Below are 25,128 nucleotides of genomic sequence, written 5' to 3'. Positions count from 1 at the left end.
AGCCACGACCATGCCCGAATACCGCCGCATCCTGCTCGACGGCGCCGCCGTCCAGGTCACCGTCGACGGGGACGAACTCGTCGCCGGGGACGGCCGCCGCGTCAAGACGGAGGAGGCACGGCACCTGCCGCCCGTCGTGCCCTCCAAGGTGATCGCCGTCCACCTCAACCACCGCAGCCGCGTGGACGAGTTCCGGATCAGCCTGCCCGCCACTCCGACCTACTTCCACAAGCCGACCTCGGCCCTCAACTCCCACCGGGGCGCGGTCGTCCGCCCCGAGGGCTGCAAGTGGCTCAACTACGAGGGCGAGGTCGCCATCGTCATCGGGCGGACCGCGCGCAACATCTCCCCGGCCGAGGCGGGCGAGTACATCGCGGGCTACACCGTCGCCAACGACTACGGCCTGCACGACTTCCGCGACACCGACGCCGGCTCCATGCTCCGGGTGAAGGGCTCCGACACCCTCTGCCCGCTCGGCCCGGGCCTGGTCACCGACTGGGACTTCCACGGCAAGAGCCTGCGCACGTACGTCAACGGCGAGGTGGTGCAGGACGGTTCGACCGACGAGATGCAGTGGGACATGCACTACCTCGTCGCCGACATCGCCCGCACCATCACCCTCTACCCCGGCGATGTCCTGCTGTCCGGCACCCCGGCCAACTCCCGCCCCGTGCGGCCCGGCGACGTCGTCGAGGTCGAGGTCGAGGGCCTGGGCCGGCTCACCAACCACATCGTCACCGGTCCCACCGCCGTCCGCACCGACGTCGGCGCCCAGCCCACCGAGTCCGAGGAGGTGCTGTCCACCGCGCTCGGCGGGGACTGGGAGTTCCGCGGCATCCGCCCGCCCCAGCGGTGATGCCCACCGCGAGACCGCCCGGCACCGGGCCGGCGACCGAGCCGCCCGGTGCGCGGGCCCGCGCAGGTAGGGTCGCTCGCATGACCGACTCCGCCGACGCACCCCAGAGCCGGAAGCCCCGCAGGCGTCTGCACTACGGCGAGGGCCGCGAGGCCCTGCTGAAGGCGGCGGTGCGGGTGGTGGCGCGCGGCGGGCTGCGCAGGCTCACCTACCGGGCGGTCGCGGAGGAGGCCGGGGTCACCCACGGCCTCGTCGTCCACCACTTCGGCTCCCGTGACGCGCTGATCGAGGCGACCCTGGAGCACACGATCCGCACCTCGCTGAGCACCAGCGCGCTCGAACCGGGCACCGGCAAGGTCGCGGACTTCGCGGCCGGGGTGCCCGAGATGGTCACGGCGGACCCGGACCTGCAGGCGTTCCAGTACGAGCTGCTGCTGGAGTCGCGCCGCAGGCCAGAACTGCTGCCCCCGCTGCGCGAGCTGTACGACGAGTACTTCGACGCCACGCAGCGCGAGCTGAGCCGCATGTTGCCGGCCGGCGCCGACATGGGGCTGGCCCGGCTGGTCTTCGCCGCGCTCGACGGCCTCGTCCTGCACCAGCTCGTCCTCGGCGAGCCCGAGGTCACCGTCGCGGCGCTGGACGAGCTGCGCTCCCTGCTGCGCACGCTGGACGCGAACGGCGACTGACCTGCGCCCGCGCACGGCCCCGGACGTTCCGCGTCCGGGGCCGTCGTACATTCCGAAGCGGAAAAATCATCGCCTGACCCCCTTGTCATCCGGATAGTTCCGGCCCACTATGGGGCAACTCGTTTGGCTCTAAACAATCCCCTTTCCCTTCCCAGGCAGGTGATCCGTGTGGACAGTCAAACCGTCCCGAGGAGTCAGACGACACAGGGCGACTCCACGGCAGGCCGGCTCAAACCCAACTCCCTCGGGGTGCTGGGCATCCTCTTCTTCGTCCTGTCCGCACAGGCTCCGCTGACCGGTATCGCCGGGGCCGTGCCCATCGCCGTCGCCATCGGCAACGGCGCGGGAGTGCCCTCCGCCTACGTCGTGGCCGGCCTCGTCGTCCTGCTGTTCTCCGTCGGCTTCGTCGCCATGGGGCGCCACGTCGTGGACGCCGGCGCGTTCTACACGTACATCGGGAAGGGGCTCGGCCGCCCCGTCGGCTCCGGCAGCGCCGGTGTCGCGCTCTTCGCCTACTGCGCGATCCAGGCCGCGATGTACGGGCTCTACGGCAACATCGTCAGCGGCCTGGTCCAGCAGTACGCGCACGTGCACATCGCCTGGTGGGTCTTCGTCCTCGTCACGATGGCGATCGTCCAGGTCCTCGGCGCGGCCGGGATCGAGATGGGCGCCAAGGTGCTGGCCGTGTTCGTGCTGGCCGAGTTCAGCATCCTGTTCGTCTTCGCCCTGGTCACCTTCTTCAAGGGCGGCGGCCCGCAGGGCCTGGACTTCTCCGGCAGCTTCTCGCCCGGCGCGGCGCTGCAGGGCGCTCCCGGCGTGGCGCTGATGTTCGCCGTGGCGTCGATGTTCGGCTTCGAGGCGACCGCCATCTACGGCGAGGAGGCGCGCGAGCCCCGCAAGACGGTGCCCCGGGCCACCTACCTCTCCGTCGTCGCCATCAGCCTCTTCTTCGCCTTCACCTCGTGGATGCTGGTCTCCGCCCACGGCGCCTCCCACGCCACCGCGGACGCCGGCAAGGCGCTGTCCGGCGGCGACGCCTCGGGCTGGGTCTTCGCGCCGATCACGGCGCTGTTCGGCGGCTGGGCGGGCGACGTCCTGCCGGTGCTCCTCGCGACGTCCCTGTTCGCGGGCATCCTCGCCTTCCACAACTCCGCCAACCGCTACCTGTTCTCCCTCGGCCGCGACGGGCTGCTGCCCGGCGGGCTGTGCAAGCTCAACAAGCGCCACTCCCCGTGGTCGGCGGGTGTCGTGCAGACCGCGGTCGGCGTGCTGCTGGTCATGCCCTTCGCCCTGCTGGGCAAGGACCCGGTGCTGACCCTCTTCTCGTGGTTCAGCGGCGTGGCCGTCCTGGCGATCATGCTGCTGTACTTCCTGACGTCCGTCTCGGTGGTCGTCTTCTTCCGCCGCGAACGCCTGGACACCCGCACCTGGAACACCCTGATCGCCCCCGTCCTGGGCGCCCTCGGGATCGCCGGCGCGATCTGGCTGATCCTGGCCAACTTCACCACCCTCATCGGCGGCGATCCGGCCACGGCGACCTGGCTGGGCCTGGCCGTCCCGGCGGTCCTGGTGCTGGGCGTGGCCGCCGACCGCGTGACCCGCAACAGGCCGGCGACGCAGCCGGCCCCGGCCGCCGAGGCGGCCTTAGTCCGCGGCTCCCGGCAGCCATGGTCCGGGGGGTGCACCGACCCGTGTGCCCCCCCGAACCTCCAGCCCGGATCCCTGCCACCCGCTCCAGGAACGCGTCCACCAGCCGGTGGGCGTTGCCCCGGGCCACCGTCTCCAGCTCCCGGGTCCGGGCGAGCAGCTCACCCGGGTCCACCCCGTGCTGCAGGCACTGCTCGGTGCCCCCGTTGGCGAGGTACAGCTCCACCGTCGCCGCGGTGATCTCCGGATGGAACTGCACCCCCAGACTGCGTCCGGCCCGGAACGCCTGCGGGCACACCGCGTTGCGGGCCAGCTCGGCCGCGCCGGGCGGCAGGACGCAGCGGTCGTAGTGCCACTGGAACCACGGGCCGGGGCCGATCAGCGACGGGTCGTCGGTGTCGATCCCGACCCAGCCGATCTCCGCGCGCGGTGACGCCTCGACCGAGCCGCCGAGCGCGGTGGTCAGCGCCTGGGCGCCGAAGCACACGCCGAGGACCGGGACGCCGCGGTGGTGGGCCTTGCGCAGCAGGGCCAGCTCGCCCGGTATCCAGGGGCCGACCGCCGTCTCGTCGTACACCGACCAGGGCGCGCCCAGCGAGACGACCAGGTCCCAGGCGTCGGCCGCGGGGAAGTCGAAGGCCACGTCCGGCGCGTGGTGGCGGTCCTCGGGCACGACCGTCACGACGGTGAGGCCGTAGCCGCGTTCCACGAGCCGGGCCCCGACCGGGCCGGGGTCGGTCACGTGGTCGTGCTGGATGACGAGTGCGCGCACGGGCGGGCTCCTTCCCGGGGTCCACGGACCGCCGCGGGCGGCCGTGAACTCTTGTGATGGCGGTCCCCGCATCATATCGTTTGGAATCAAATAAACGGGAAGCCAGATCGAAGCCAGATCGACGACGTCCGGAGGGACCGCATGCGGGACATCACCCACGACGAGTGGCTGCGCCGGGCCAAGGCCCTGGAGCCGTCCGGCGCACACCACATCGACGGCGCCGGCGAGGCCGGCTCGGGAGCGGCCTTCGCCGCCGTCTCGCCCCGCGACGGCCAGGTGCTCACCCAGGTCGCCGACGGGGGAGCGGCGGAGGTCGACGCGGCCGTCGCCGCCGCCCGCCGCGCCTTCGACTCCGGCCCCTGGCCGCGCCTCGCCCCCGCCGACCGAGGCCGCCTCCTGCTGCGCATCGCCGACCTGCTGGAGGAGCGGCGCGCCGAACTCGCCCTCACGATCAGCCTGGAGATGGGCAAGCCGATCACGGACGCGTACGTCGTCGAACTGCGGGCCGTGATCAACACCTTCCGCTGGTACGGCCAGCTCGCCGACAAGCTGACCGACGAGTCGCCGCACACCGCCCCGGACGCCCTCGCGCTGGTCACCCGGGAGCCCGCGGGCGTGGTCGGCGCGGTCGTCCCGTGGAACTTCCCGCTGACGCTCGCCGGCTGGAAGCTGGCCCCCGCGCTCGCCGCGGGCTGCACCGTCGTGCTGAAGCCCTCGGAGAACTCCCCGCTGTCCGCGCTGCTGCTCGGCCGGATCGCCACCGAGGCCGGGCTGCCGCCGGGCGTGCTCAACGTGGTGAACGGCGAGGGCCCGGTGGCCGGCCGCGCCCTCGGCCTGCACCCCGACGTGGACGTCCTGGCGTTCACCGGCTCCACCGCCGTCGGCCGGCACTTCCTGCACTACGCGGCCGACTCCAACCTCAAGCGGGTCTGGCTCGAACTCGGCGGCAAGTCGCCCAACATCATCCTCCCGGACGCCCCGGACCTGGAGAAGGCCGCCGCCACCGCCGCCTGGGGCATCTTCTTCAACCAGGGCGAGATGTGCACCGCCCCGTCCCGGCTGCTCGTCCACTCATCGGTCGCCGACCGCGTCACCGAGGCGATCGTGGCGCGGGCCGGTGAGCTGAGGGTCGGCGACCCGCTCGACCCGGCGACCGAGATGGGCGCCATGGTCGGCGAGGGCCATCTGCAGCGCGTCCTCGGCCACATCGGCACCGGCATCGAGGAGGGCGCCCGCCTGCGCGCAGGCGGCGGCCGCGCGGGCACCGGGTCCGGCGGCAGCTTCCTGCAGCCCACCGTCTTCGATCGGGTGGACCCGGGCATGCGGCTGGCCCGCGAGGAGATCTTCGGCCCCGTCCTGTCCGTCCTCGCCTTCGACGACCTGGAGGAGGCGGTACGGCTGGCCAACGCCACCGAGTACGGCCTCGCCGCCGGCCTGTGGACCTCCGACCTGTCCACCGCCCACCGGGTCTCGCGCGCCCTCAGGGCCGGCACGGTCTGGGTCAACTGCTACGAGGAGGGCGACCTGACCGTCCCCTTCGGCGGCATGAAGCAGTCCGGCAACGGCCGCGACAAGTCCGCCCACGCCATCGAGAAGTACACCGAACTGAAGACCACCTGGATCCAGCTGTGAGCCCTGCGACCACACCCGCGCGCCCCCTGATCGCGGTCCCCGCCCGCTTCGCCGCCACCACCTCCGCGCTGCGGTACGCCGCCGAGGTCAACGCCCGCGCCCTGATCGAGGCCGTCTGGCGGGCCGGCGGCGAACCGGCGAGCATCCACCCCGCCCCCGGCGACGTGGCCGGCCGGCTCGCCCGCTTCGACGGCGTGCTGCTCCCCGGCGGCGGCGACCTCGCCCCGCACCGCTACGGCGCCACCGACACCCACGACAGCGTCTACGACGTCGACGACGTCCAGGACGACTTCGACCTCGAACTCGCCCGGCAGGCACTGCACTTGGGCCTGCCGCTGCTGGCGGTCTGCCGCGGCCTCCAGGTCGTCAACGTCGCCCTCGGCGGCACCCTGGAGCAGGACATGGGCGGCCCGGAGCGCGAGCACCGGCACGTCGTGCACCCGGTGGCGATCCTGGAGGGCTCCCTGACGGCGCGGGCCACGGGTGAGGAGAAGGTGGAGGCGTCCTGCTACCACCACCAGCGGATCGACCGCACCGGCACCGGCCTCACGGTCACCGCACGCGCCGCGGACGGCACCGTGGAGGGGCTCGAACGGCCGGGCTCCGCCGGGTGGTTCACCGCCGTCCAGTGGCACCCGGAGGACACGGCCCACGAGGACCCCGCCCAGCAGGGCCTCTTCGACGCGCTCGTCCGGGCCGCCGCGCGCGAGCGGCACTGACCCCGGACCCCCCGCGCCGTCCCGGCCCGTCCCGTCCCGGCCCTGTGCGTCTCAGCCCTGCGCGCGTCGTCCGCTGCGGCGCGGGGCGGGCGGTGCCCCGTCGAGGAGGGCGAGCCGGCGCTCCTCCCCCTCCTCCTCGACCTGGAGCACCACCTGGCGCAGCCCCTGCGCGATGCCGCGGCATTCCTCGTCGCTGAGCCGCGAGGCGACGAACGCCTCCTCCTCGTTGAACGCCGGGAAGAGCCGCCGCATCAGCTCCTCGCCCTCGTCGGTGAGGCTGAGCAGCACCAGCCTGCCGTCGGTGGGGTGACCGGCCCGCCGCACCAGCCCGCGCTTCTCCAGCGTCCGCGCGACCCCGGTCAGCGTGCCCTTGGAGATGCCCGCCTCCTCCGCCACGTGCCGGGTCTCCGACTCGCCCCACACCCAGACCACCCACAGCACCACGAACGCCGTCCAGGTCAGATCGGCACCGCGCAGCACGGAGTTCTCCAGGTGCTGGCGGACCGCGGAGGCGGCGCGGTAGATGTTCGCGACGACCGCCATCTGGTCGCGGCGGATGGGAAAACCGCCGAGCTTGGCCTCCGCCAGCTTCTCGGCTTGCGTGATGGATCGTTCGCCGGGCACGGGCACACTCCTCGGGTGTCGTTCGGATCCAAATTGTACGGAACCGTGGAATTCCGCGACGGCGGCAGGCCGGAGCGACCCCGGGCGGCGCGCGCTCAGTAGCTCTCCTGAAGCCGCCCCGCCACGTACTCCTCCCGCAGCACGTTCTTGCGGATCTTGCCCGAGCCGGTCAGGGGGAAGGTCTCGACGAAGATCCAGGAGCGGGGGGTCTTGTGCGGGGCGAGGTGGGCGCGGACGTGGTCGAAGAGCTCCTTGTCGGCCACGGTGCGGCCGGGGGCGAGGCGGACGAAGGCGGCGACGCGTTCGCCCCAGACCGGGTCGGGCACGCCCACGACGGCGACCTCGGCGACGGCGGGATGCTCGGCGAGGACCTGCTCGATCTCGCGCGGGTAGATGTTCTCGCCGCCGCGGATGATCATGTCCTTGAGGCGGCCGTCGATCCGGCAGTAGCCGCGGGCGTCCATCGAGGCGAGGTCGCCGGTGTGCAGCCAGCCGTCGGTGTCGACGGCGGCGGCGGTCTCGGCCGGGGCGTCGAGGTAGCCGGTCATGACGTGGTAGCCGCGGGTGCACAGCTCGCCGGTGACACCCGGCGGGACGACCGCGCCCGCCGCGTCCACGATCTTCACCTCGGTCAGCGGCAGCGGCCTGCCGACCGTGTGGGCGCGGTCCTCGGGGGAGTCGTCGAGCCGGGTGATGGTGATGCCCGGGGACGCCTCGGTCTGGGCGTAGATGATGCACATCGGCACGTTGAACGCGTCCTCGACCCGGCGGACCAGCTCGGGCGGCACCGAGGCGCCGCCGGAGAGCATGTAGCGCAGGGAGGAGAGGTCGGTGCGGGGGAGCGCCGGGTGCTCGAGCATCGCGAGGAGCATCGTCGGCACCCCGCCCATCACCGCGCACCGCTCCGACTCGGTGAGTTCGAGCATCAGGCCCGGGTCGAAGTGGGGAGGCAGGACCTGGGTGCCGAGGCTGCTGATCGCGGAGAGCGTGGCCAGCACGCAGCCCGCCGTGTGGAACAGCGGCATCGGGTTGAGCTGGGCCTCGCCCGGCCGCAGCCCGAAGGTGCGGACGTAGGCGAGGCGCGCGTTGTTGGTGATGCCGCGGTGGTGCAGGACCACGCCCTTGGGCAGGCCGGTCGTGCCCGAGGTGTACTGGATCTGGGCCGGTGACAGCGGTCCGGCCACGGGCAGCTCGCGTTCGCCGGAGCCCTCGGCGCAGAACTCCGCCCAGTCCTCGAACAGCACGCTCGTGTGCAGGCCGGGCAGGTCCGCGCGGATGTCCGCGAGGGTCCGCTCCATCGGGTTGCCGCGGTACTCGCGCAGCAGGAAGACACCGGCCGCCCGGGAGTGGCCGAGCACGTGCCGCAACTCCGCGGCACGCAGCGCCGGGTTCACCGTGACCAGGGTGATGTCCGCGAGCGCGGCGGCGAGTTCGAGGATCACCCACTCCGGGATGTTGTTCGCCCACACCGCGACCCGCTCGCCCGGTGAGAAGCGCTCGAGCAGGGCCCGGGCCGCGCGCTCCGCCTCACCGAGCAGTTCGGCGTACGTCCACCGGCGCCGCGCGGCGGGATCCGTCACCCCCTCGACCAGGGCGACCGTGTCCGGTGCCCGCCGGGCGGCGCCGCGCAGCAGCGATCCGACGGTTTCCTCGAGCAGTTCCTCGCCGCCGGTCTCGCCCGGCCAGTACGACGTCGCCACCATGTCAGCCCCCGGAGGTCCCGCGTGCCGTGGTCGGTCGGCCACGGCGCCAGTATCCAGGACCCGGGCCCGCGGCCCAATCCCCGCGGGCGCACGCTCAGTTGCCGGCGGCGGACGGCCCGACGGAGCGTGCGGCGACCTTCGCCAGATGGTGCGAGAACACCTCCCGCGCCTCCGGCGTGAGCGTGCGCAGGGCGACCAGGGCCGTGATCACCACGTCGCAGAGCTCGCCCTGGACGTCCTCCCAGGTGTGCGTCACCCCCTTGCGCGGGTTCTGCCCCGTCGCCCCGATCACCGCCTCCGCGACCTCGCCGACCTCCTCCGACAGCTTGAGCACGCGCAGGAGCAGGCCCTCCCGGCCGTCGAGGGGGCGGTGGCCGTCCAGCCAGGTCCACAGCTCGTCGACGGTGGACCAGAGGTCGGCGGAGGAAGGCGCGGGGGGCTGATCGGTCATGCGCCCAGCCTGCCCGCCCGCGTCACTCCTTGAACAGCGCCTCTTCCTCCTCGAACAGAGCCTGCTGCTCGCCCTGCTGCCCCTGGCGCACTCTCTTGTTCCGGGCGCCCACGACCAGGGCCGTGGCGGCGGCCGTCACACCGAGGGCCGCCGGGACCATCCAGCCGCGGTCCACGACATGGCCGAGCGCGTGGTCGAGGGAGAGGCGGCCGGGGCCCGTGATCGCGAGTCCGGTGGCGGCGAGCGCCAGGGAGGCGGCGTACTCGTAGCCGCCGTCCATGGCGAAGAAGCCGTTGGGGGCGTGCACCGCGGAGGCGCCCACCATCGCGCCGGCCGCCGCCGCGCCCGCCGCCGGGGTGGCGAGGCCCACCGCGAGCAGCGCGCCGCCGCCGGTCTCCGCGAGACCCGCCGCCGTCGCGCTCGCCTTGCCCGGCGCGTAGCCGACGGACTCCATGAACTGGCCGGTCCCCTCCAGCCCGTGCCCGCCGAACCAGCCGAACAGCTTCTGCGCGCCGTGCGCCATCAGCACACCGCCGGTACTCAGCCGGAGCAGCAGCAGCCCCAGATCACGCCGGTCGTAACAGCTCATGGTCTCTCCCGGTACAGGCGACAGGAACAGTTCCCTCCGTGTTCCACCGTCGCACCTCCCCGCGCCCCCGTACCCGCTCGCGCCGCCGTTCGGGTGGCGGCTCCCGACGCGTGGTGTGAGTCTGACTGCCATGACGATTCAGCCAGCCAAACTCAGCGATCCGGCCGTCCGCGCGTTCGTCACCGCCGTCAACGCCCACGACCGCGACGGCTTCCTCTCCCTCCTCACGGAGAACGCGACGATGTCGGACGACGGCTCCGACCGCGAACTCACCGAGTGGGTCGACCGGGAGATCTTCTCCTCCAACGGCCACATGGACGTCGACAACGAGTCCCAGGGCGGCCGCGCGCTCCTCGCCCACTACCGCAACGACACCTGGGGCGAGATGCGCACCCGCTGGAGCTTCACGGTCGACGACGACGGCCGCATCTCCCGCTTCGAGACCGGCCAGGCCTAGCGAGTTCCCTGAATCGTCCTCCGAGGGCTTGTCCTGGCGTGCACTCCAACTCCTAGCGTCTGTGGGCATGGAGACGAACAGAACTCTCGGACGCAGCGGTATCGACGTCAGCCCTCTCGGCTTCGGCTGCTGGGCGATCGGCGGTGAGTGGTCCGACCCGGACGGACAGCCCCTCGGCTGGGGCAAGGTCGACGACGAGGAGTCCGTACGGGCGATCCGCCGTGCCCTCGATCTCGGCGTGACCTTCTTCGACACCGCCGACGCCTACGGGACCGGGCACAGCGAGCGCGTGCTGGGCCGCGCGCTCGGCAAGCGGCGCGCGGACGTGGTCGTCGCCACCAAGTGGGGCAACGTCTTCGACGAGTCCACCCGCACCGCCAAGGGCCAGGACGACTCCGTGGAGCACGTCCGCGAGGCGCTCACCGCCTCGCTCGCCCGGCTCGGCACCGACTACGTCGACCTGTACCAGCTGCACATCTCCGACGCCGGCCCCGACCAGGGCGCCCGACTCCGGGACGTCTGCGAGGAGTTGGTCGGGGAGGGACTGATCCGCGCCTACGCGTGGAGCACCGACGACCCCGCCCGCGCCGCCGTCTTCGCCGAGGGCGCCCACTGCGCGGCCGTGCAGCACGCCCTCAACGTCTTCCAGGACGCCCCCGACATGCTCGCCCTGTGCGAGCGGGAGGGCCTCGCGAGCATCAACCGCAGCCCGCTGGCGATGGGGCTGCTGGCCGGCCGGCGCCAGGACCGGCTGGAGGCCGGCGACATCCGCAGCAGGCCGCCGGCCTGGCTGCCGGGCTTCGGCGAGGGCACCGGCGCCGACCCCGGCTGGCTCGCCCGCGTCGACGCGGTGCGGTCCGTCCTCACCAGCGACGGCCGTACGCTCGCGCAGGGCGCCCTCGGCTGGATCTGGGCCCGCAGCCCGCGCACGATCCCGATCCCGGGCTTCCGCTCGGTGGCCCAGGCCGAGCAGAACGCCGGAGCCATCGCCAAGGGGCCGCTCACCGCGGCGCAGCTGGCCGAGATCGACCGGCTGCTGGAACGGTGAACGGCCCCCGCGGGGACGCGGCTCAGTAGCCCTGGTTGCCGTACCGGGCGTACTGCTGCTCGTCGCCGTGGACCTGCTGCTCCGTCAGCGTCAGCCGGCCCGCCGCGATGGTCGCCAGGCGCGGTGCGCGGCGGGCGATGGACGAGTCGTGGGTGACCATGACGAAGGTCAGCCGGTACTCGTGCCACAGGCCCTCCAGCAGGCCCATGATGTCGTCGCGGGTGCCCTCGTCGAGGTTGCCGGTGGGCTCGTCGGCGAGCAGCACCTTCGGCTTCTTGACCAGGGCGCGGGCGATCGCCACGCGCTGCTGCTGGCCGCCGGAGAGCTCGGCGGGCGCATGGCCGAGGCGCTCGCCGAGGCCGACGGAGCGCAGGGCCTCGGCCGCGCGCTCGCGGCGCTCGGCCGGCTTCACCCCGAGGGGCACGAGGGCCGTCTCGACGTTCTCCTGGGCGGTCAGCGTCGGGATGAGGTTGAACGACTGGAAGATGATGCCGATCTTCTCGGCGCGCAGCCGGGTCAGCTTCGCCTCGCCGATGCGGGCGAGGTCCACCCCGTCCAGTTCGACGCTGCCCTCGGTCGGCCGGTCCATGCCGCCGATCATCTGCAGCAGGGTGGACTTGCCGCCGCCCGTGGGGCCCTGGATGACGAGCTGGTCGCCGTCCTCGATGGTGAGGTCGATGCCGCGCAGCGCCTCCACCGTCTCCTTGCCCCGCGTGTAGCGCTTGGTGACGCCGGTGAGTCTGTACATGGGTTTCTCCGTCAGGGAAGCAGGCGTGAGGGAAGCAGGGGGTGGGGCGTCGCGTCCCGGGGGGAGTGGAGGCGGCGCCCCGGATCGGGGGCGGGTGTCACGAGACGCTGCGCAGCGCGTCCGCCGGGCGCATCCGGGAGGCGCGCCAGCCGCCCATCGCGCCGGCGATCAGACCGCCGGTGACCGCCAGGCCCACCGCGAGCGCGATGGTGGTCGGCGAGACCGGGGCGGAGAGGGCGATCTCCATCGTGCTCGCGGCGGACTGCCCGCCGGGACCACCGCCGCCCGGGCCGCCACCGGGTCCGCCCATGCCGCCACCGCCGCCGGTGCTGCCGAGCTGCGCGGTCAGCTTCGGGCTGATCGCGGTGACCGCGTAGGCGGCCGCGAGGCCGAGGGCGATGCCGAGGGCGCCGCCGATGAGGCCGTTGACCATGGACTCGCCGACGACCTGGCGGGTCACCTTGCGGCTCGGCCAGCCGAGCGCCTTCAGGGTGCCGAACTCGCGCACCCGGCGGGAGACGGCGGAGGAGGTGAGCAGCGCGGCCACCAGGAAGGCGGCGGCCAGGACCGCGATCGACAGCCACTTGCCCACGCTGGTCGCCAGGTTGGAGGCCGTCGACAGCGAGCCGGAGACGGTGGAGGCGAGGTCGGCGGAGGTGGTGACCGTCGTGCCGGAGATGTTCTTCTGGATCGTCTTCTTGACGGCGGCGATCTGCTTCGAGTCGGTCGCCTTGACGTAGATCGTGGTGACCTTGTCCTTCGCGTCGGCCAGGGTCTGCGCCTGCTTCAGCGGCAGGAACACGTCGGTGGTGGACTCGCTGCTGTCGGGCGTCGCGATGCCGATGACGGTGTACTTGGTGCCCGAGACCTTGAAGGTCGAACCGACCTTGTACTTCTTCGACTTGGCGTACGACTTGCTGACCACCGCGACCTTGGCGTCGGTCTGCGCGGCCGTGAAGGCCCGGCCCGAGGTGATCTTCGATGTGGCCAGCGGGCCGAGGCCCTGGTCGGCGACGTCGACGCCGGCCACCGAGTAGGCGTTGACGTTGAAGGAGGCGCCGCCGCCCTGGACCTGCGGTTGCCCGCCCCCGGTGGAGCCGCCGGGGCCGCCCTGCTGGGCGGAGCCGGAGGTGGACGTCTTGGCCTCGCCCTGGGTGAAGGAGCCGTCGACCTTGGTGACGTTCAGGGCGATCGAGCCGACCGCGGCGGACACGCCCTTCTGCCCGGCGACCTTGCCGACCAGCGAGGACGACAGGGCCTGACCGCCCTGCGTCATGACGCGGTCCGAGCTCTGCTTGCTCTTGCCGCTCGACTTGGCGTCGAACTTGAAGTTCGGGCCCTGCGAGCTGCCCGCCTTGGGAGCCGACTGCGCCTTGGTCACCGTCATGTCGGTGCCGAGGCCGTAGAGCGACTTGAGGACCTTGTCCTGCGCCTGAGTCATGCCGGCCGACACCGAGTTGACGGTGATGACCAGAGCGATACCGAGCGCCAGACCCAGTGCGATGACCAGAGCCGCCTTCTTTCTCCGGCCCAGTTCGCGCTTGAGATAGATGCCAAACATCCCGTTCCTCGAAGGTTCTTGGCGCCCGCTGTGGGCGCTGCCACAAGCTAGGGAGAAACCTTTGAGGGGCACTGAGTAAAAGGTGTGTCAGAGCTGAGAAAGCCGGTTTCCGGGTCAGAATTCCGTAAGACAGGCAATTCTTATGCTCCCGACGGGCTACTGCCAGGAAGCTCCTGTTGGGTGCGGTGTACGGTCCCGGGATGCGCGATTTCTCTCCGCCGACGCGGCGTGCCGCTCTCGGCCTGGCCGCTGCCGCCGTTCCGCTCGCCGCGGCGGCCCCCGCTTCCGCCGCGACCGCCGTCGTCGGCGGTGCGCGACTTGCCCGCAAGGGAATTCAGGTGAGCGGTGTCACAGGCCTGCCGGAGAAACTCACCGCGAGCGCCTGGATCGTCGCCGACGGCGACAGCGGGGAGGTGCTCGCCTCCTTCGACGCGCACCGGCGCCTGGCCCCCGCGTCCACGCTGAAGATGCTGTTCGCCGACACGGTGCTGACGAAGTTCCACCGCACCGACCGGCACAAGGTGACCGCCGCCGACCTGGCCGACATCCCCGCGGGCTCCAGCCTGGTCGGGATCAAGCCCGGGATCACCTACACCGTCGAGCAGTTGTGGCAGGGCGTCTTCCTGCGCTCGGGCAACGACGCCGTGCACGTGCTCGCCCACATGAACGGCGGCGTGGCGAAGACGGTCGCCGAGATGCAGGCCAAGGCCGAGGACCTCCAGGCGCTGGACACGCATGTCGTCAGCCCCGACGGCTTCGACCACAAGGGCCAGCTCTCCTCGGCCTACGACCTCACCCTGTTCGCCCGGCACGGGCTGAAGAACGCCGACTTCCGCGAGTACTGCCACACCCGCACCGCCGCCTTCCCGGCCGGCGGCAGCAAGACCTTCCAGATCCAGAACACCGACCGCCTGCTCACCGGCGCCTGGGGCCTGAAGACGTACGACGGGCTGATCGGGGTCAAGAACGGGTTCACCAGCCACGCGGGCAACACCTTCACCGGCGCCGCCACCCGCGGCGGCCGGACCCTGCTGGTCACGGTCATGCATCCCAAGAGCGGCTACAACGCGGTCTACGAGGAGACCGCCGCTCTGCTCGACTGGGGCTTCGGCAAGGGGAGTTCGGCCAAGTCGGTGGGCACGCTGGTGGAACCGGTCAGCGAGGGCGGGGCGCGCGCGAAGCCGACGCGAACGACCGCGCGGGCCGCGGCCGGGGCGCCGGGCACACCGGCCGGCAGCCCGTCCGCCTGGCGCCTGCTGGAGGGCGCGGGCAGCACGGTCGTGCTGCTGGCGGGCGGGGTGTGGGCGCTGCGCAGGCGGCTGCGGGGAGACGGCGGCCGGCACGCGGGCTGAACATGCGGCAGCCGCTCCACCCACCGGTGCTTCTCTCGCGGTCCCACGCGAGATCCACCCCCACCCGGTGCGGTGGAACGGCTGCCGTTCCCCCCTCGGTTAGGACTACGGAACGAGGGCCCTCCAAGTGTGAAGCTCCTGTGGAGGAGATTCGAGCATAAGCGTCCGACCGGCCGCTATGGTCCGGATGTTCAGATTCCGCTTGTGCAAGTTGATGAGTTGAGCACCGGTGCGCGCGGCTCAGCCCCGGCCCACGTACGGCATCGCGGTGGCCAGGACCGTCGCGAACTGCACGTTCGCCTCCAGCGGCAGCTCGGCCATGTGCCGCACCGTGCGCGCCACATCGGCCACGTCCATCACCGGCTCGGGCGCGATCTCGCCGTTGGCCTGCAGCGCCCCGGTCTGCATCCGGGAGGTCATGTCGGTCGCCGCGTTGCCGATGTCGATCTGCCCGACCGCGATGCCGTAGGGCCGCCCGTCCAGCGACAGCGCCTTGGTCAGTCCGGTCAGCGCGTGCTTGGTCGCCGTGTACGCCACGGACATCGGCCGCGGCGTGTGCGCCGAGATGGAGCCGTTGTTGATGATCCGCCCGCCCTGCGGGTCCTGCTCCTTCATCCGCCGGTAGGCCGCCTGCGCGCACAGGAACGCCCCGTTGAGGTTGGTGTCCACCACATGCCGCCAGGCGTCGTACGGCAGCTCCTCGACCGGCACCCCGCCCGGGCCGAAGGTCCCCGCGTTGTTGAACAGCAGGTCCACCCGCCCGAACCGCTCGACGGTGGCGGCGAACAGCGCGTCCACCTCGTCCGGCCGTGAGACGTCCGTCCGTACGGTGAGACCCGCCGCACCGGGCACGAGGGCCGCCGTCTCCTCCAGGGTCTCCGGGCGCCGTCCCGCGAGCGCCACCGACCAGCCCGTCCGCAGCAGCTCCACGGCGACCGCCCGCCCGATGCCGGAGCCGGCACCGGTCACGACCGCGGTCTTCGGCTGCTCTTGAGTCTGCATGGCATTCATGGCCCGCAGCGTAGGCGAGGGTCCGGCATGCGGGACGCGAGCGTCCGCCATCCGGCGGCTCAGGCCGGTGTGACAGCCTCGCCCGGGTAGCGGACGCCGATGCGGTCGCGGATCGCGTCCAGCGTCCGCATCACCGCGAGGGTGCCGTCGAGCGGCACCAGCGGCGACTCCGTCTCGCCGGCCCGCAGGGCGCGCATCACCTCCCGTGCCTCGTGCTTGAGGCTGTTGCGGGGCCCGTCGGCGGGGGCGGCCGCGAACTCCTCCGGGTCACGGCCGTCGCGGTGCAGCACGAAGCGGTCCGGGAAGAAGAAGCCGTGCGGAATGTCGATGCGGCCCGCGGAGCCGGTCACCGACGCCGTGGTGCCCGTACCGCCGGCGATCGAGCAGTGCACCGAGGCGAGCGCGCCGTCGCCGAAGCCGAGCAGGGCGCCCGTCTGGAGGTCGACGCCCTCCTCGGAGAGCACCGCCCGCGCCGTCACGTCCGTCGGCTCACCGAGCAGCAGCTGCGCGAACGACACCGGGTAGACGCCCAGGTCGAGCAGCGCGCCGCCGCCCTGCCCGGGATCGCGCAGCCGGTGGGTGGGAGGGAACGGCCCGGCCAGCCCGAAGTCGGCCTGCACCGTGCGGACCTCACCGATCGCCCCGTCGTCGACGAGGTCCTTGAGGCGCCGCACCAGCGGATTGCAGTACATCCACATGGCCTCCATCAGGAAGCTCCCGCGGCCCCGCGCCAGCGCGACCAGCTCCCCGGCCTCGCGCGCGTTGAGCGTGAACGCCTTCTCGCACAGCACGTTGCGCCCGGCCTCCAGGCACAGGCCCGCGGCCTCGCGGTGCGCCGAGTGCGGGGTGGCGACGTACACGACATCGATGTCCGTGTCCCCGGCGAGCGCGGCCCAGTCGCCGTACGCCCGCTCGATCCCGAACCGCTCCGCGAACGCCTTCGCCGACGCCTCGGTCCGCGAGGCCACCGCGACGACCTCCGCGTCCGGCAGGTCGATCAGATCCGCCGTGAACGCGGCGGCGATCCCGCCCGTCGCGAGGATGCCCCACCGCAGTCTCTCCGCCGTCATCCCGGACCCCGTCCTCGTCTGGCACTCGTATGGCATTCGGCACTGTGTACGAGCTGAGAGCATAGGTTGCGGACGACTCGGAGAGGGAGGGGCGCATGACGGCCGAGCAGGGGGCCTCGACAGCACACATACCGCGGGCGGCCGGAGCGGACGACGAACCGGCCGCTCCCGCTGTCCGCCGCACCGGACTGCTCGTCACCCTGATCCTCGGCGGTCTCACCGCCACGCCGCCGCTGGCGATGGACATGTACCTCCCCTCGCTCCCGGAGGTCACCGGCGCCCTGCACGCGCCCGCCTCCACCGTGCAGCTCACGCTCACCGCCTGTCTGCTCGGCATGGCGCTCGGACAGCTGGTGGCCGGCCCGATGAGCGACCGGTGGGGCCGCCGCCGCCCGCTGCTGACCGGTCTCGTCGCCTACGTCGTCTCGACCGTCCTGTGCGCGTTCGCGCCGACCGTCGAAGTGCTGGTCGCCTTCCGGCTGGCGCAGGGCCTGGCGGGCGCGGCGGGCATCGTCATCGCGCGGGCCGTGGTCCGGGACCTGTACGACGGCGTCGTGATGGCCCGCTTCTTCTCCACCCTCATGCTGATCAGCGGGGCCGCCCCGATCGTCGCCCCGCTGATCGGCGGGCAGATCCTGCGGGTGACGGACTGGCGGGGCGTCTTCGTGGTGCTCACGGTCGTCGGCACGGCGCTGACCGCGCTGGTGTGGGCGAAGCTGCCGGAGACCCTGCCCGGGCCCCAGCGGCACGGCGGGGGAGTGGGCGAGGCCCTGCGCACCATGCGCCGCCTGCTCGCCGACCTCCCCTTCACCGGCTTCATGCTCACCGGCGGCTTCGCCTTCGCGTCCCTGTTCGCCTACATCGCGGCCTCCCCGTTCGTGATCCAGGAGATCTACGGCGCCTCCCCGCAGACCTTCAGCCTGCTCTTCGGCCTGAACTCGCTCGGGCTCGTCGCCGTCGGCCAGCTCAACGGCAAGGTGCTGGTGGGCCGGGTCCGCCTGGAGCGGGTGCTGGGCCTCGGACTGGCCGTCGTCGCCGCGGCGGCGACCGCGCTGCTGCTGATGTCCACCGGCGTCCTCGGCACGGCCGGCCTCGTGCCCGTCGCCGCCGCCCTGTTCGTCCTGATGTCCGCGATGGGGGTGACGCTGCCGAACGCCCAGGCGCTCGCCCTGATGCGCACCAAGCACGCCGCCGGGTCCGCGTCCGCGCTGCTCGGCACGTCCTCCTTCCTCATCGGCGCCGTCGCCTCCCCGCTCGTCGGGGTCGCCGGGGAGCACACCGCCGTCCCGATGGCCGTCGTCCAACTGGCGGCAGCACTGGTGGCGCTGGCCTGCTTCGTGGGAATGTGCCGTCCTTGGAACGGGCGTGCGAACGCGGAGGGAGCAGAGAGCTGAGCGCACCGAGACTGCGCAGGGACAGCCCCGAACGGGCGGGCCTCGACCGCGGTGAACTCCGCCACCTCGTCCAGGAGGTCCACGACCTCACCACCGGTGAGCGGCCGTGGGCCGCCGGCACCGTCGTGGTCGCCGGACGCGGCCCGGTGATCGCCGTCGAGGAGGCGGCGGGCTGGGCGGTGCGGTACACCGCCTACGACCCCGACCGGGACCGCGGGGTCGAACTGCCCGCCGGGGCACGGGTCGCCATGACCGTCGACACCCCTTTCGACCTGGCCTCCCTCACCAAGCTGTTCACCGCGGTCGCCGCCGTGCAGCAGATCGAGCGCGGCACCCTCGGCATCGACGCCCGGGTCGGCGCGTACCTGCCCGAGTTCGTGGCGGCCTCCCGGCACGGCATCACCGTGCGGCAGCTGCTCACCCACACCTCCGGACTGCGCCCCGAACTCCCTCTTCACGACTGCGCGGACGACGGCGAACGGCTCGCGATGCTACGCGCGGAGAAACCCGTGGGCGTGCCCGGCACCTACACCTACTCCGACCTCAACTTCCTGCTGCTCCAGTTCGTCCTGGAGCGCAGCACCGGCCGCACCCTGGACGTCCTGATCCACGACGGGATCACCCGGCCGCTGGGCATGCTCTCCACCGACTTCGGGCCCTGCCCCGGCGCGGCCGCGACCGAGGACCAGCGCCGGTCGTGGGCCAAGGCCGACCGGGGCATGGTGCGCGGCGTCGTCCACGACGAGAACGCCTGGTCGCTCGGCGGGATCGCGGGCCACGCGGGCATGTTCTCCACCGGAGGGGACCTCGCCGTTTTTTGCCGCACGCTCCTCGCCGGCGGCTCCTACGGCCCCGCCCGCATCCTCGGCGCCGACTTCGTGGAGCTGCTGCTGACCCCTCCCGGACTGGGCTTCGCGATCGACCAGCCGTGGTTCATGGGCGAGTTGGCGGGCCACGGGGCCGCCGGGCACACGGGGTTCACCGGGACGTCCCTGGTGCTGGACCCCGCGACCGGGACGTTCCTGGTGCTGCTCGCGAACACGGTCCATCCGGTACGGCGGCGGGCGGACAGCCGGCCCCGCGCCGCCGCGGCGACCCGGATGGCCCGGGCGGTACGGCCGGTGTAGCCGTGCGGGCGTCGGGCCCGCCGGACAGGCTGAAATAATCGCCCGGTGAACGCCCCCGCATCCCCGGCCGAGACCCTGCGCACCGCCCTCGCCGCCCTCCTCGACGGACTTCCGCCCAAACGGGCCGCGCAGGCCGTCGAGCGGCTGATCGCCCACTATCGCGGGGCCACCCCGACCGACGCCCCGATCCTGCGCGACCGCGCGGACGTGGCCGCCTACGCCGCCTACCGGATGCCGGCGACGTTCGAGGCGGTACGGGCCGCGCTCGGGGAGTTCGCCGACGCGGTGCCGGACTGGGAGCCGGGCAGCCATGTGGACGTCGGCGGCGGCACGGGGGCCGCGACCTGGGCCGTCAGCGCCACCTGGCCCGGCACCCGCGGCGTCACCGTGCTCGACTGGGCCGAACCCGCGCTCGCCCTCGGCCGGGAGATCGCGGCCGCCAACCCGGCGCTGGAGCAGGCCGGTTGGCGGCGCGCACGGATCGGCCGGGAGCTCGCCCTCGACGACACCGACCTCGTGACCGTGTCCTACGTGCTCAACGAGCTGACCGAGGGCGACCGCGCCGCGCTCGTGGACGCCGCCGCGTCCGCCGCCCGGGCCGTCGTGATCGTCGAGGCCGGCACCCCCGGCGGCTACGCCCGCGTCATCGAGGCCCGCGACCGGCTGATCGCGGCCGGCTTCCGCATCGCCGCGCCCTGTCCGCACAGCGCGGCCTGCCCGATCGTGCCCGGTGAGGACTGGTGCCACTTCTCGGCCCGGGTCAGCCGCTCCTCCCTGCACCGGCAGGTCAAGGGCGGTGCGCTGCCGTACGAGGACGAGAAGTTCAGCTACGTGGCCGCCACCCGCCTGCCGGCCCGGCCCGCGGCCTCCCGCGTCGTGCGGCGGCCGCAGATCCGCAAGGGGCAGGTCCTGCTGGAGCTGTGCGAGCGCGACGAGCAGCTGCGCCGCTCGACGGTCACCAAGCGCCACGGCGACCTGTACAAGGCGGCCCGGGACGCGGACTGGGGCGACGCCTGGCCGCCGTACGCGCAGGAGCCGTAGGGCCGCGGAACGATACCGTCGCATCATGGTCAAGAAGCCCGCCCCCGACGCCACCCGCCGCAGCGAGCGGTCCCGTCGCGCGATCTACGACGCCGCCCTCGCCCTGGTCGCCGAGGTCGGCTACCCGAGGACGACCATCGAGGGCATCGCCGCCCGGGCCGGCGTCGGCAAGCAGACGATCTACCGGTGGTGGGGGTCCAAGGCGGACGTCCTGCTGGAGGCGTTCCTCGACCTGAGCACACAGGCGGCCCGGGAGGCGGGCCAGGAGCCGTACGTCATCCCCGACACCGGCGATCTCGCGGCCGATCTCAAGGCCGTCCTGCGGATCACCGTCGACCAGCTCAAGGACCCCCGGTTCGAGGGGCCCTCCCGCGCCCTGGCCGCCGAGGGGCTGGTCAACGAGCGGCTCGGCCGCGAGTCCGTGGCCAAGCTGCTCGAACCCTCGCTCCAGCTCTACGCCGCCCGCCTGCGCTCCGCCCAGCAGGCCGGCCAGGTGCGCCCCGAGATCGACCCGCGCATCGCCCTGGAACTCTTCGTCTCCCCGCTCGCCCAGCGCTGGCTCCAGCACACGGGCCCGATCTCCTACGAGTACACCGACACCCTCGTCGAGTACGCCCTGCACGGTCTCGCCCCCCGTACCCGGGATGTCCCTTCTGACACCCCGGAGCGCGGCCCGGTGGGACCATAGGGCATGCTGGTCCGCACGACGGCAAGGCGAGGAGATTGATGAGCGCGGAGTTCGGCGGCCGAACCGGCCGGCAGGGCAAACTCTCCCAGTGGCTGCGCGGACGCCGCCCGAAGGAGGACGGCGCCGACGACGGCGGCCGTGAGGCCCTGCTGGTGGCCGCCGCCGGAGCGGGCCTGCCGCTCGCCCCCGCCGCCCATCCCGCCCCCGGCTACGGATGCTCCTGCGACCGCGTGGGCTGTCCCACCCCGGCCCGCCACCCGGTCTCGTTCGCCTGGCAGACGCAGTCGACCACCGACCGCGCGCAGATCGAGCGCTGGGCCCGGCACCAGCCGCGGGCCAACTTCATCACCGCGACCGGCATGGTGCACGACGTGCTGGACGTCCCCGTGGAGGCGGGGCGGCAGGCGCTGCAGCGGCTGCTCGCCTCCGGCATCGAGGTCGGCCCCGTCGCGGAGAGCGACGACGGCCGGCTCCTCTATTTCACCCTCACCCGCGGCACCCCCGAGGACGAGGACGAGTGGTGGCCCTGCGAGCTGGACTGCCACCCCGAGACGATGGACGAGCACCCCGGACTGCGCTGGCACTGCCGCGGGTCCTACGTCCTCGTACCGCCCGCCCGGCTGCCCGGTGACGACGGCGCGGCCGTGCACTGGGTGCGCGGCCCGGAGCATCCCCTGCCGGACCCGCTGAGCCTGCTGGAGATCCTCACCGACGAGTGCGCCCGCCACGCCGGCGAGGAGACCGACCACGTTGGCGCGGCCTGGCCGCTGCGCCACTGAGACCGGCCCGCCCCGGCACCACGGAACCCGGAACCCGGTTCGCTACGACCCCTGGGCCGAGGTCAGTCCCTCCAGCCGGGACAGCACCGACACCTGCCCGCCGCCCGCACCCTGCCTCGGGTCCAGTGCGATGCCGTTCGAGATGAACTCCATCGTCAGCGACTGCTTGATCTCCCCGGTCGTCAGCGCCTTCACGCTCGCGTTCGGGGTGGGGATCGAGGTGCCCGCGGCCGCCGTCTGCTTCTGGTAGCGGCGGGTGGTGAAGAAGACCAGCGCGCCCCCGTCCGCGGTGCGCAGCGCCAGGGGCGCGTAGTCGCCGCTGATCAGCGGCTCGTCGATGTACTGCGTGACCAGGCCGGGCCGCTTGCCGTCCTTCGCGCGCTGCGCGCGCCAGCGGTCGGTGTACGGGCCGGCGGCGAAGGTCCTGCCGCCCCTCTTCAGGTACGTCGCGTAGTTCCGGCTCATGTCCTGCGGCGCGACGGCGAGTTCGGTGGAGTTCGCGGGCACGGCCTCGGCCCAGCCGTCCGCGTCCTTGCGCACCTTCGGCAGGGTGCCGGGGGAGACCAGCGTCAGGTACGCCACCCGCCACGTCCGGCCCAGGCCGTCCCGGGTGAACACCAGCACCCAGCGCAGCGAGCCGCCCTTGTTGCCCTTCGCCTCCGCCACGAACCAGCGTGGCCAGCCCGCCTTCTTGGGGATCGTGTACGTCACGTCGGTCAGCTTCAGCGGTGTGTGCGACGGATTGCCGCCCGGGTTGATCGCATGGCCGGCCTTGAGGCGGGCCGCGTCTATGTCGCCGAGGGCACCGGTGACATGGTCCGCGTCGAGCGAACTGTCGTACGCCTTGTCGGCCTTGTTGTACGCCGTGGTGAACTGCTCGAGGGCCTTGGCGGCCTCGGCGCGGGTGGAGGAGGGGAGCACCTCGCGCTCCCCGTGGACCACCACGCAACCGCTCGCCGTCATCGACAAAGCGGTCACCGAGGCCGCGATCAGCGCAGTCCGGTCAAGCCTGCGGAGCCTTCGAGGGCCGCGATCCCTGCTCATCAGGTGCCTTCACCTTCCCCTTCCCGGAGGCGAACCCTACCGGGGCGAAGAACACCGCGAGCGTCGGGATCAGGTACAGCAGCCACACCGTGACCTGGAGAACGGTCGGGTCGGGCTGGAAGTTGAAGACGCCCTTCAGGAGCGTGCCGTACCAGCTGTCCGGCGGGACGGTCCCGCTGATGTCGAAGGCCAGATGCGTCAACCCCGGGATCCAGTCCGCCTCCTGGAGGTCGTGGAAGCCGTACGCCAGCACGCCCGCCGCGACCACGACCAGCATCCCGCCGGTCCAGGTGAAGAACTTCGCCAGGTTGATCTTCAGGGCGCCGCGGTAGAACAGCCAGCCCAGCAGGATCGCGGTCGCGAGACCGAGGGCCACGCCGATCAGCGGGCGCGGGGTGCCGTCGCTGGCCGCGTGCACCGACGCCCACACGAACAGGGCGGTCTCCAGGCCCTCGCGGCCCACGGCGAGGAAGGCGGTGGCGACCAGGGCGCCGGTGCCCATGGCGAGGGCGGCGTCCAGCTTGCCGTGCAGTTCGGACTTCAGATGGCGGGCGGTGCGCCGCATCCAGAAGACCATCCACGTCACCAGGCCCACCGCGATGATCGACAGGGAGCCGCCGAGGGCCTCCTGCGCCTGGAACGTCAGCTCCTGGGAACCGAATTCGAGCGCGCAGCCGAAGCCCATCGCGATCAGGACGGCGACGGCGATGCCGATCCAGATGGGCCGGATGGCGTCCCTGCGGCCCGTCTTGACCAGATAGGCGATCAGGATGCAGACGACGAGGCTGGCTTCCAGACCCTCGCGCAGACCGATCAGGTAGTTGGAGAACACGGGCTACGCCTCCTTGGAGAACAGCGTGCTGCCCCACCAGTCGTCCTTGTCACGGACGCCGGGCGGGACCGCGAAGACCGCCGAACCCACGTGCTGGATGTACTCGTTGAGCGCGTCCTGCGCCGACAGCCGGCGCTGCAGCGGGATGAACCCCTTGCGCACGTCGCGCTGGTAGGCGAGGAAGAACAGACCGGCGTCGAGCCGGCCCAGGCCGTCGGTGCCGTCGGTGAAGGAGTAGCCCCGGCGCAGGATCGTGATCCCGTCGTTGGAGTCGGGGTGCGCGAGCCGCACGTGCGCGTCGGGCTTCATCGCCTTCAGGAACGGCTTGTCGTGCTCCTTGGCCTTGCCGACCGGGGCGCCCTCGCCCTTGTCGCGGCCGAACACGTCCTCCTGCTCCTGCAGCGAGGTGCGGTCCCAGGTCTCGATGTGCATCCGGATGCGGCGCGCGACGAGGTAGGACCCGCCGGTCATCCAGTCCGCCCCGTCCTTGTCGCCGACCCACACGAACTTCTTCAGCCGGTCGGTCTCGGTGCCCGCGATGTTGCGGGTGCCGTCCTTGAAACCCATCAGGTTGCGCGGGGTCTGCGCGCCCGGGGTGGTGGACGAGGTCTTGCCGAAACCGAGCTGCGACCAGCGGATGTTGACCTTGCCCATGCCGATGCGGGCCAGGTTGCGGATCGCGTGCACCGCCACCTGCGGGTCGTCCGCGCAGGCCTGGATGCACAGGTCGCCGCCGGTACGGGTCCTGTCCAGGTTGTCGCCGGCGAACTGCGGCAGGTCCACCAGGGCCTCGGGCCGCTTGTCCTTGATGCCGAACGCCTCGCCGTACTTGGCGAACAGCGACGGCCCGAAGCCAATCGTCAGCGTCAGCCGCGAGGGCTTGAGGCCCAGCGCCTCACCGGTGTCGTCCGGCGGCGCCTCGGCGAGACCGCCGTACGCGCCGTCGCCGACCGCCTTCCCGGCGCTCATCCGGCGCGCGGCCTCGGTCCAGTCCTTCAGCAGCTGCACGAACTCGGCGCGGTCCTCGGTCTGCACGTCGAACGCGGCGAAGTGGAGTCTGTCCTGCACCGGCGTGGCGATACCGGCCTGGTTGGCGCCGTGGAACGCGATGGCGGCGCCGGTCTCGGCGGCGGCCGGGTCCACGTCGTTGCCGACCCGGCTCATCGCGACGCCGCCGCCGGCCGCGGCGGCACCGAGCGCGAGCCCGGCCCCGCCCCAGCCGATCAGCGAGCGCCGCGACGGCTTGCGGTCGGCGTCGGCGGTGGTGGCTTCCTGGGTGTCCGTCATGTCGGTGCGT

24 protein-coding genes and 1 pseudogene are annotated in these 25,128 nt (G+C 72.6%); 13 read left to right on the top strand and 12 right to left on the bottom strand.

The features are described 5' to 3' along the window. Positions 1-10 precede the first annotated feature (10 nt). The 3 genes and pseudogenes from ACFU97_RS00410 to ACFU97_RS00400 form a co-directional block, all read left to right on the top strand. Positions 11-856, top strand: a complete 846-nt coding sequence (locus ACFU97_RS00410; protein ID WP_384248808.1) for a fumarylacetoacetate hydrolase family protein — start codon at positions 11-13, stop codon at positions 854-856. An 80-nt stretch (positions 857-936) separates the two neighbouring features. After that, positions 937-1,542, top strand: coding sequence for a TetR/AcrR family transcriptional regulator (locus ACFU97_RS00405; RefSeq protein WP_384248806.1), 606 nt, complete (start codon positions 937-939; stop codon positions 1,540-1,542). A 168-nt stretch (positions 1,543-1,710) separates the two neighbouring features. Further along, a pseudogene (locus tag ACFU97_RS00400) lies at positions 1,711-3,156 on the top strand (APC family permease); the annotation flags it as partial. Here the strand turns inward: ACFU97_RS00400 and ACFU97_RS00395 are convergent. Then, entirely contained in the window at positions 3,053-4,033 is a 981-nt protein-coding gene (locus ACFU97_RS00395; protein WP_384248804.1) for a type 1 glutamine amidotransferase, read from the bottom strand. The pseudogene ACFU97_RS00400 and the gene ACFU97_RS00395 sit on opposite strands and share 104 nt — an antisense overlap. Positions 4,034-4,102: 69 nt before the next feature. Here ACFU97_RS00395 and ACFU97_RS00390 point away from each other — a divergent pair, with 69 nt between their 5' ends. Further along, on the top strand, positions 4,103-5,593 hold the full coding sequence (locus ACFU97_RS00390) for an aldehyde dehydrogenase (protein WP_384248801.1): 1,491 nt from the start codon (positions 4,103-4,105) through the stop codon (positions 5,591-5,593). Continuing rightward, positions 5,590-6,312, top strand: a complete 723-nt coding sequence (locus tag ACFU97_RS00385) for a gamma-glutamyl-gamma-aminobutyrate hydrolase family protein (protein ID WP_384248799.1) — start codon at positions 5,590-5,592, stop codon at positions 6,310-6,312. Before ACFU97_RS00390 ends, ACFU97_RS00385 begins: the two co-directional genes overlap by 4 nt. Before the next feature lie 51 nt (positions 6,313-6,363). On the opposite strand, the gene ACFU97_RS00380 is transcribed toward ACFU97_RS00385, so the two are convergent. From ACFU97_RS00380 to ACFU97_RS00365, 4 genes are all read right to left on the bottom strand, one after another. After that, positions 6,364-6,936 (bottom strand): MarR family winged helix-turn-helix transcriptional regulator, encoded by a 573-nt coding sequence (locus ACFU97_RS00380; protein WP_384248795.1) that lies wholly within the window; start codon positions 6,934-6,936, stop codon positions 6,364-6,366. A 95-nt stretch (positions 6,937-7,031) separates the two neighbouring features. Then, positions 7,032-8,639, bottom strand: coding sequence for an AMP-binding protein (locus ACFU97_RS00375; protein WP_384248793.1), 1,608 nt, complete (start codon positions 8,637-8,639; stop codon positions 7,032-7,034). Positions 8,640-8,733: 94 nt separating this feature from the next. After that, positions 8,734-9,090 carry a MazG-like family protein gene (locus ACFU97_RS00370; protein ID WP_384248790.1) on the bottom strand — a complete coding sequence of 119 codons (357 nt, stop codon included), beginning with the start codon at positions 9,088-9,090 and terminating at the stop codon, positions 8,734-8,736. A 22-nt stretch (positions 9,091-9,112) separates the two neighbouring features. After that, complete coding sequence (locus tag ACFU97_RS00365; protein ID WP_384248788.1) at positions 9,113-9,679, bottom strand: DoxX family protein; 567 nt, start codon at positions 9,677-9,679, stop codon at positions 9,113-9,115. Between the two features lie 130 nt (positions 9,680-9,809). On the opposite strand from ACFU97_RS00365, the gene ACFU97_RS00360 reads away from it, so the two are divergent. Both ACFU97_RS00360 and ACFU97_RS00355 read left to right on the top strand, forming a co-directional pair. Continuing rightward, positions 9,810-10,136 carry a nuclear transport factor 2 family protein gene (locus ACFU97_RS00360; protein WP_384248785.1) on the top strand — a complete coding sequence of 109 codons (327 nt, stop codon included), beginning with the start codon at positions 9,810-9,812 and terminating at the stop codon, positions 10,134-10,136. Between the two features lie 67 nt (positions 10,137-10,203). Continuing rightward, entirely contained in the window at positions 10,204-11,184 is a 981-nt protein-coding gene (locus ACFU97_RS00355; protein WP_384248783.1) for an aldo/keto reductase, read from the top strand. A 22-nt stretch (positions 11,185-11,206) separates the two neighbouring features. Here ACFU97_RS00355 and ACFU97_RS00350 read toward each other — a convergent pair whose 3' ends face one another. Together ACFU97_RS00350 and ACFU97_RS00345 are read right to left on the bottom strand one after the other, a co-directional pair. Beyond that, positions 11,207-11,932 (bottom strand): ABC transporter ATP-binding protein, encoded by a 726-nt coding sequence (locus tag ACFU97_RS00350; protein WP_384248781.1) that lies wholly within the window; start codon positions 11,930-11,932, stop codon positions 11,207-11,209. Positions 11,933-12,029: 97 nt separating this feature from the next. Further along, the gene (locus ACFU97_RS00345; protein ID WP_384248778.1) at positions 12,030-13,493 is read right to left on the bottom strand and encodes an ABC transporter permease; all 1,464 of its coding nucleotides are present in this window, start codon (positions 13,491-13,493) and stop codon (positions 12,030-12,032) included. A 200-nt stretch (positions 13,494-13,693) separates the two neighbouring features. Between ACFU97_RS00345 and ACFU97_RS00340 the strand changes: the two genes are divergently transcribed. After that, positions 13,694-14,845: a D-alanyl-D-alanine carboxypeptidase family protein gene (locus tag ACFU97_RS00340; protein WP_384248776.1), complete on the top strand. Its 1,152-nt coding sequence runs from the start codon at positions 13,694-13,696 to the stop codon at positions 14,843-14,845. Between the two features lie 240 nt (positions 14,846-15,085). On the opposite strand, the gene ACFU97_RS00335 is transcribed toward ACFU97_RS00340, so the two are convergent. Next, positions 15,086-15,856, bottom strand: a complete 771-nt coding sequence (locus tag ACFU97_RS00335) for an SDR family oxidoreductase (protein WP_384248773.1) — start codon at positions 15,854-15,856, stop codon at positions 15,086-15,088. Between the two features lie 59 nt (positions 15,857-15,915). After that, a complete protein-coding gene (locus ACFU97_RS00330) occupies positions 15,916-16,926 on the bottom strand; it encodes a Gfo/Idh/MocA family protein (RefSeq protein ID WP_384248772.1) in 1,011 nt (336 codons plus the stop codon). Positions 16,927-17,021: 95 nt separating this feature from the next. Between ACFU97_RS00330 and ACFU97_RS00325 the strand changes: the two genes are divergently transcribed. The 5 genes from ACFU97_RS00325 to ACFU97_RS00305 are packed head-to-tail and all read left to right on the top strand — an operon-like array spanning position 17,022 to position 21,955. Beyond that, positions 17,022-18,320, top strand: a complete 1,299-nt coding sequence (locus ACFU97_RS00325) for a multidrug effflux MFS transporter (protein ID WP_384248769.1) — start codon at positions 17,022-17,024, stop codon at positions 18,318-18,320. Then, positions 18,272-19,447: a serine hydrolase domain-containing protein gene (locus tag ACFU97_RS00320; protein WP_384248767.1), complete on the top strand. Its 1,176-nt coding sequence runs from the start codon at positions 18,272-18,274 to the stop codon at positions 19,445-19,447. The genes ACFU97_RS00325 and ACFU97_RS00320 overlap by 49 nt, the downstream gene beginning before the upstream one ends. Positions 19,448-19,492: 45 nt before the next feature. Further along, the gene (locus ACFU97_RS00315) at positions 19,493-20,488 is read left to right on the top strand and encodes a small ribosomal subunit Rsm22 family protein (protein WP_384248764.1); all 996 of its coding nucleotides are present in this window, start codon (positions 19,493-19,495) and stop codon (positions 20,486-20,488) included. A 25-nt stretch (positions 20,489-20,513) separates the two neighbouring features. After that, positions 20,514-21,176 carry a TetR/AcrR family transcriptional regulator gene (locus tag ACFU97_RS00310; RefSeq protein ID WP_384248762.1) on the top strand — a complete coding sequence of 221 codons (663 nt, stop codon included), beginning with the start codon at positions 20,514-20,516 and terminating at the stop codon, positions 21,174-21,176. 38 nt (positions 21,177-21,214) lie between these two features. After that, positions 21,215-21,955: a bifunctional DNA primase/polymerase gene (locus ACFU97_RS00305; protein WP_384248759.1), complete on the top strand. Its 741-nt coding sequence runs from the start codon at positions 21,215-21,217 to the stop codon at positions 21,953-21,955. Between the two features lie 42 nt (positions 21,956-21,997). On the opposite strand, the gene ACFU97_RS00300 is transcribed toward ACFU97_RS00305, so the two are convergent. From ACFU97_RS00300 to efeB, 3 genes are read right to left on the bottom strand one after another with little or no spacing between them, the layout of a single operon-like run. Further along, positions 21,998-22,999, bottom strand: a complete 1,002-nt coding sequence (locus tag ACFU97_RS00300) for a hypothetical protein (RefSeq protein WP_384248757.1) — start codon at positions 22,997-22,999, stop codon at positions 21,998-22,000. Then, the gene (gene efeU / locus ACFU97_RS00295; protein ID WP_384248754.1) at positions 22,959-23,831 is read right to left on the bottom strand and encodes an iron uptake transporter permease EfeU; all 873 of its coding nucleotides are present in this window, start codon (positions 23,829-23,831) and stop codon (positions 22,959-22,961) included. Before efeU ends, ACFU97_RS00300 begins: the two co-directional genes overlap by 41 nt. A 3-nt stretch (positions 23,832-23,834) precedes the next feature. Continuing rightward, the gene (gene efeB / locus ACFU97_RS00290; RefSeq protein ID WP_384248753.1) at positions 23,835-25,118 is read right to left on the bottom strand and encodes an iron uptake transporter deferrochelatase/peroxidase subunit; all 1,284 of its coding nucleotides are present in this window, start codon (positions 25,116-25,118) and stop codon (positions 23,835-23,837) included. Positions 25,119-25,128: the final 10 nt, after the last annotated feature.

The organism is Streptomyces sp. NPDC057616 (assembly GCF_042800575.1).
In the GTDB taxonomy this organism is placed as follows: Bacteria; Actinomycetota; Actinomycetes; order Streptomycetales; family Streptomycetaceae; genus Streptomyces.
The sequence above is the reverse complement of the archived record's forward strand: the minus strand, read 5'-3'. Positions and strand labels throughout refer to the sequence as shown.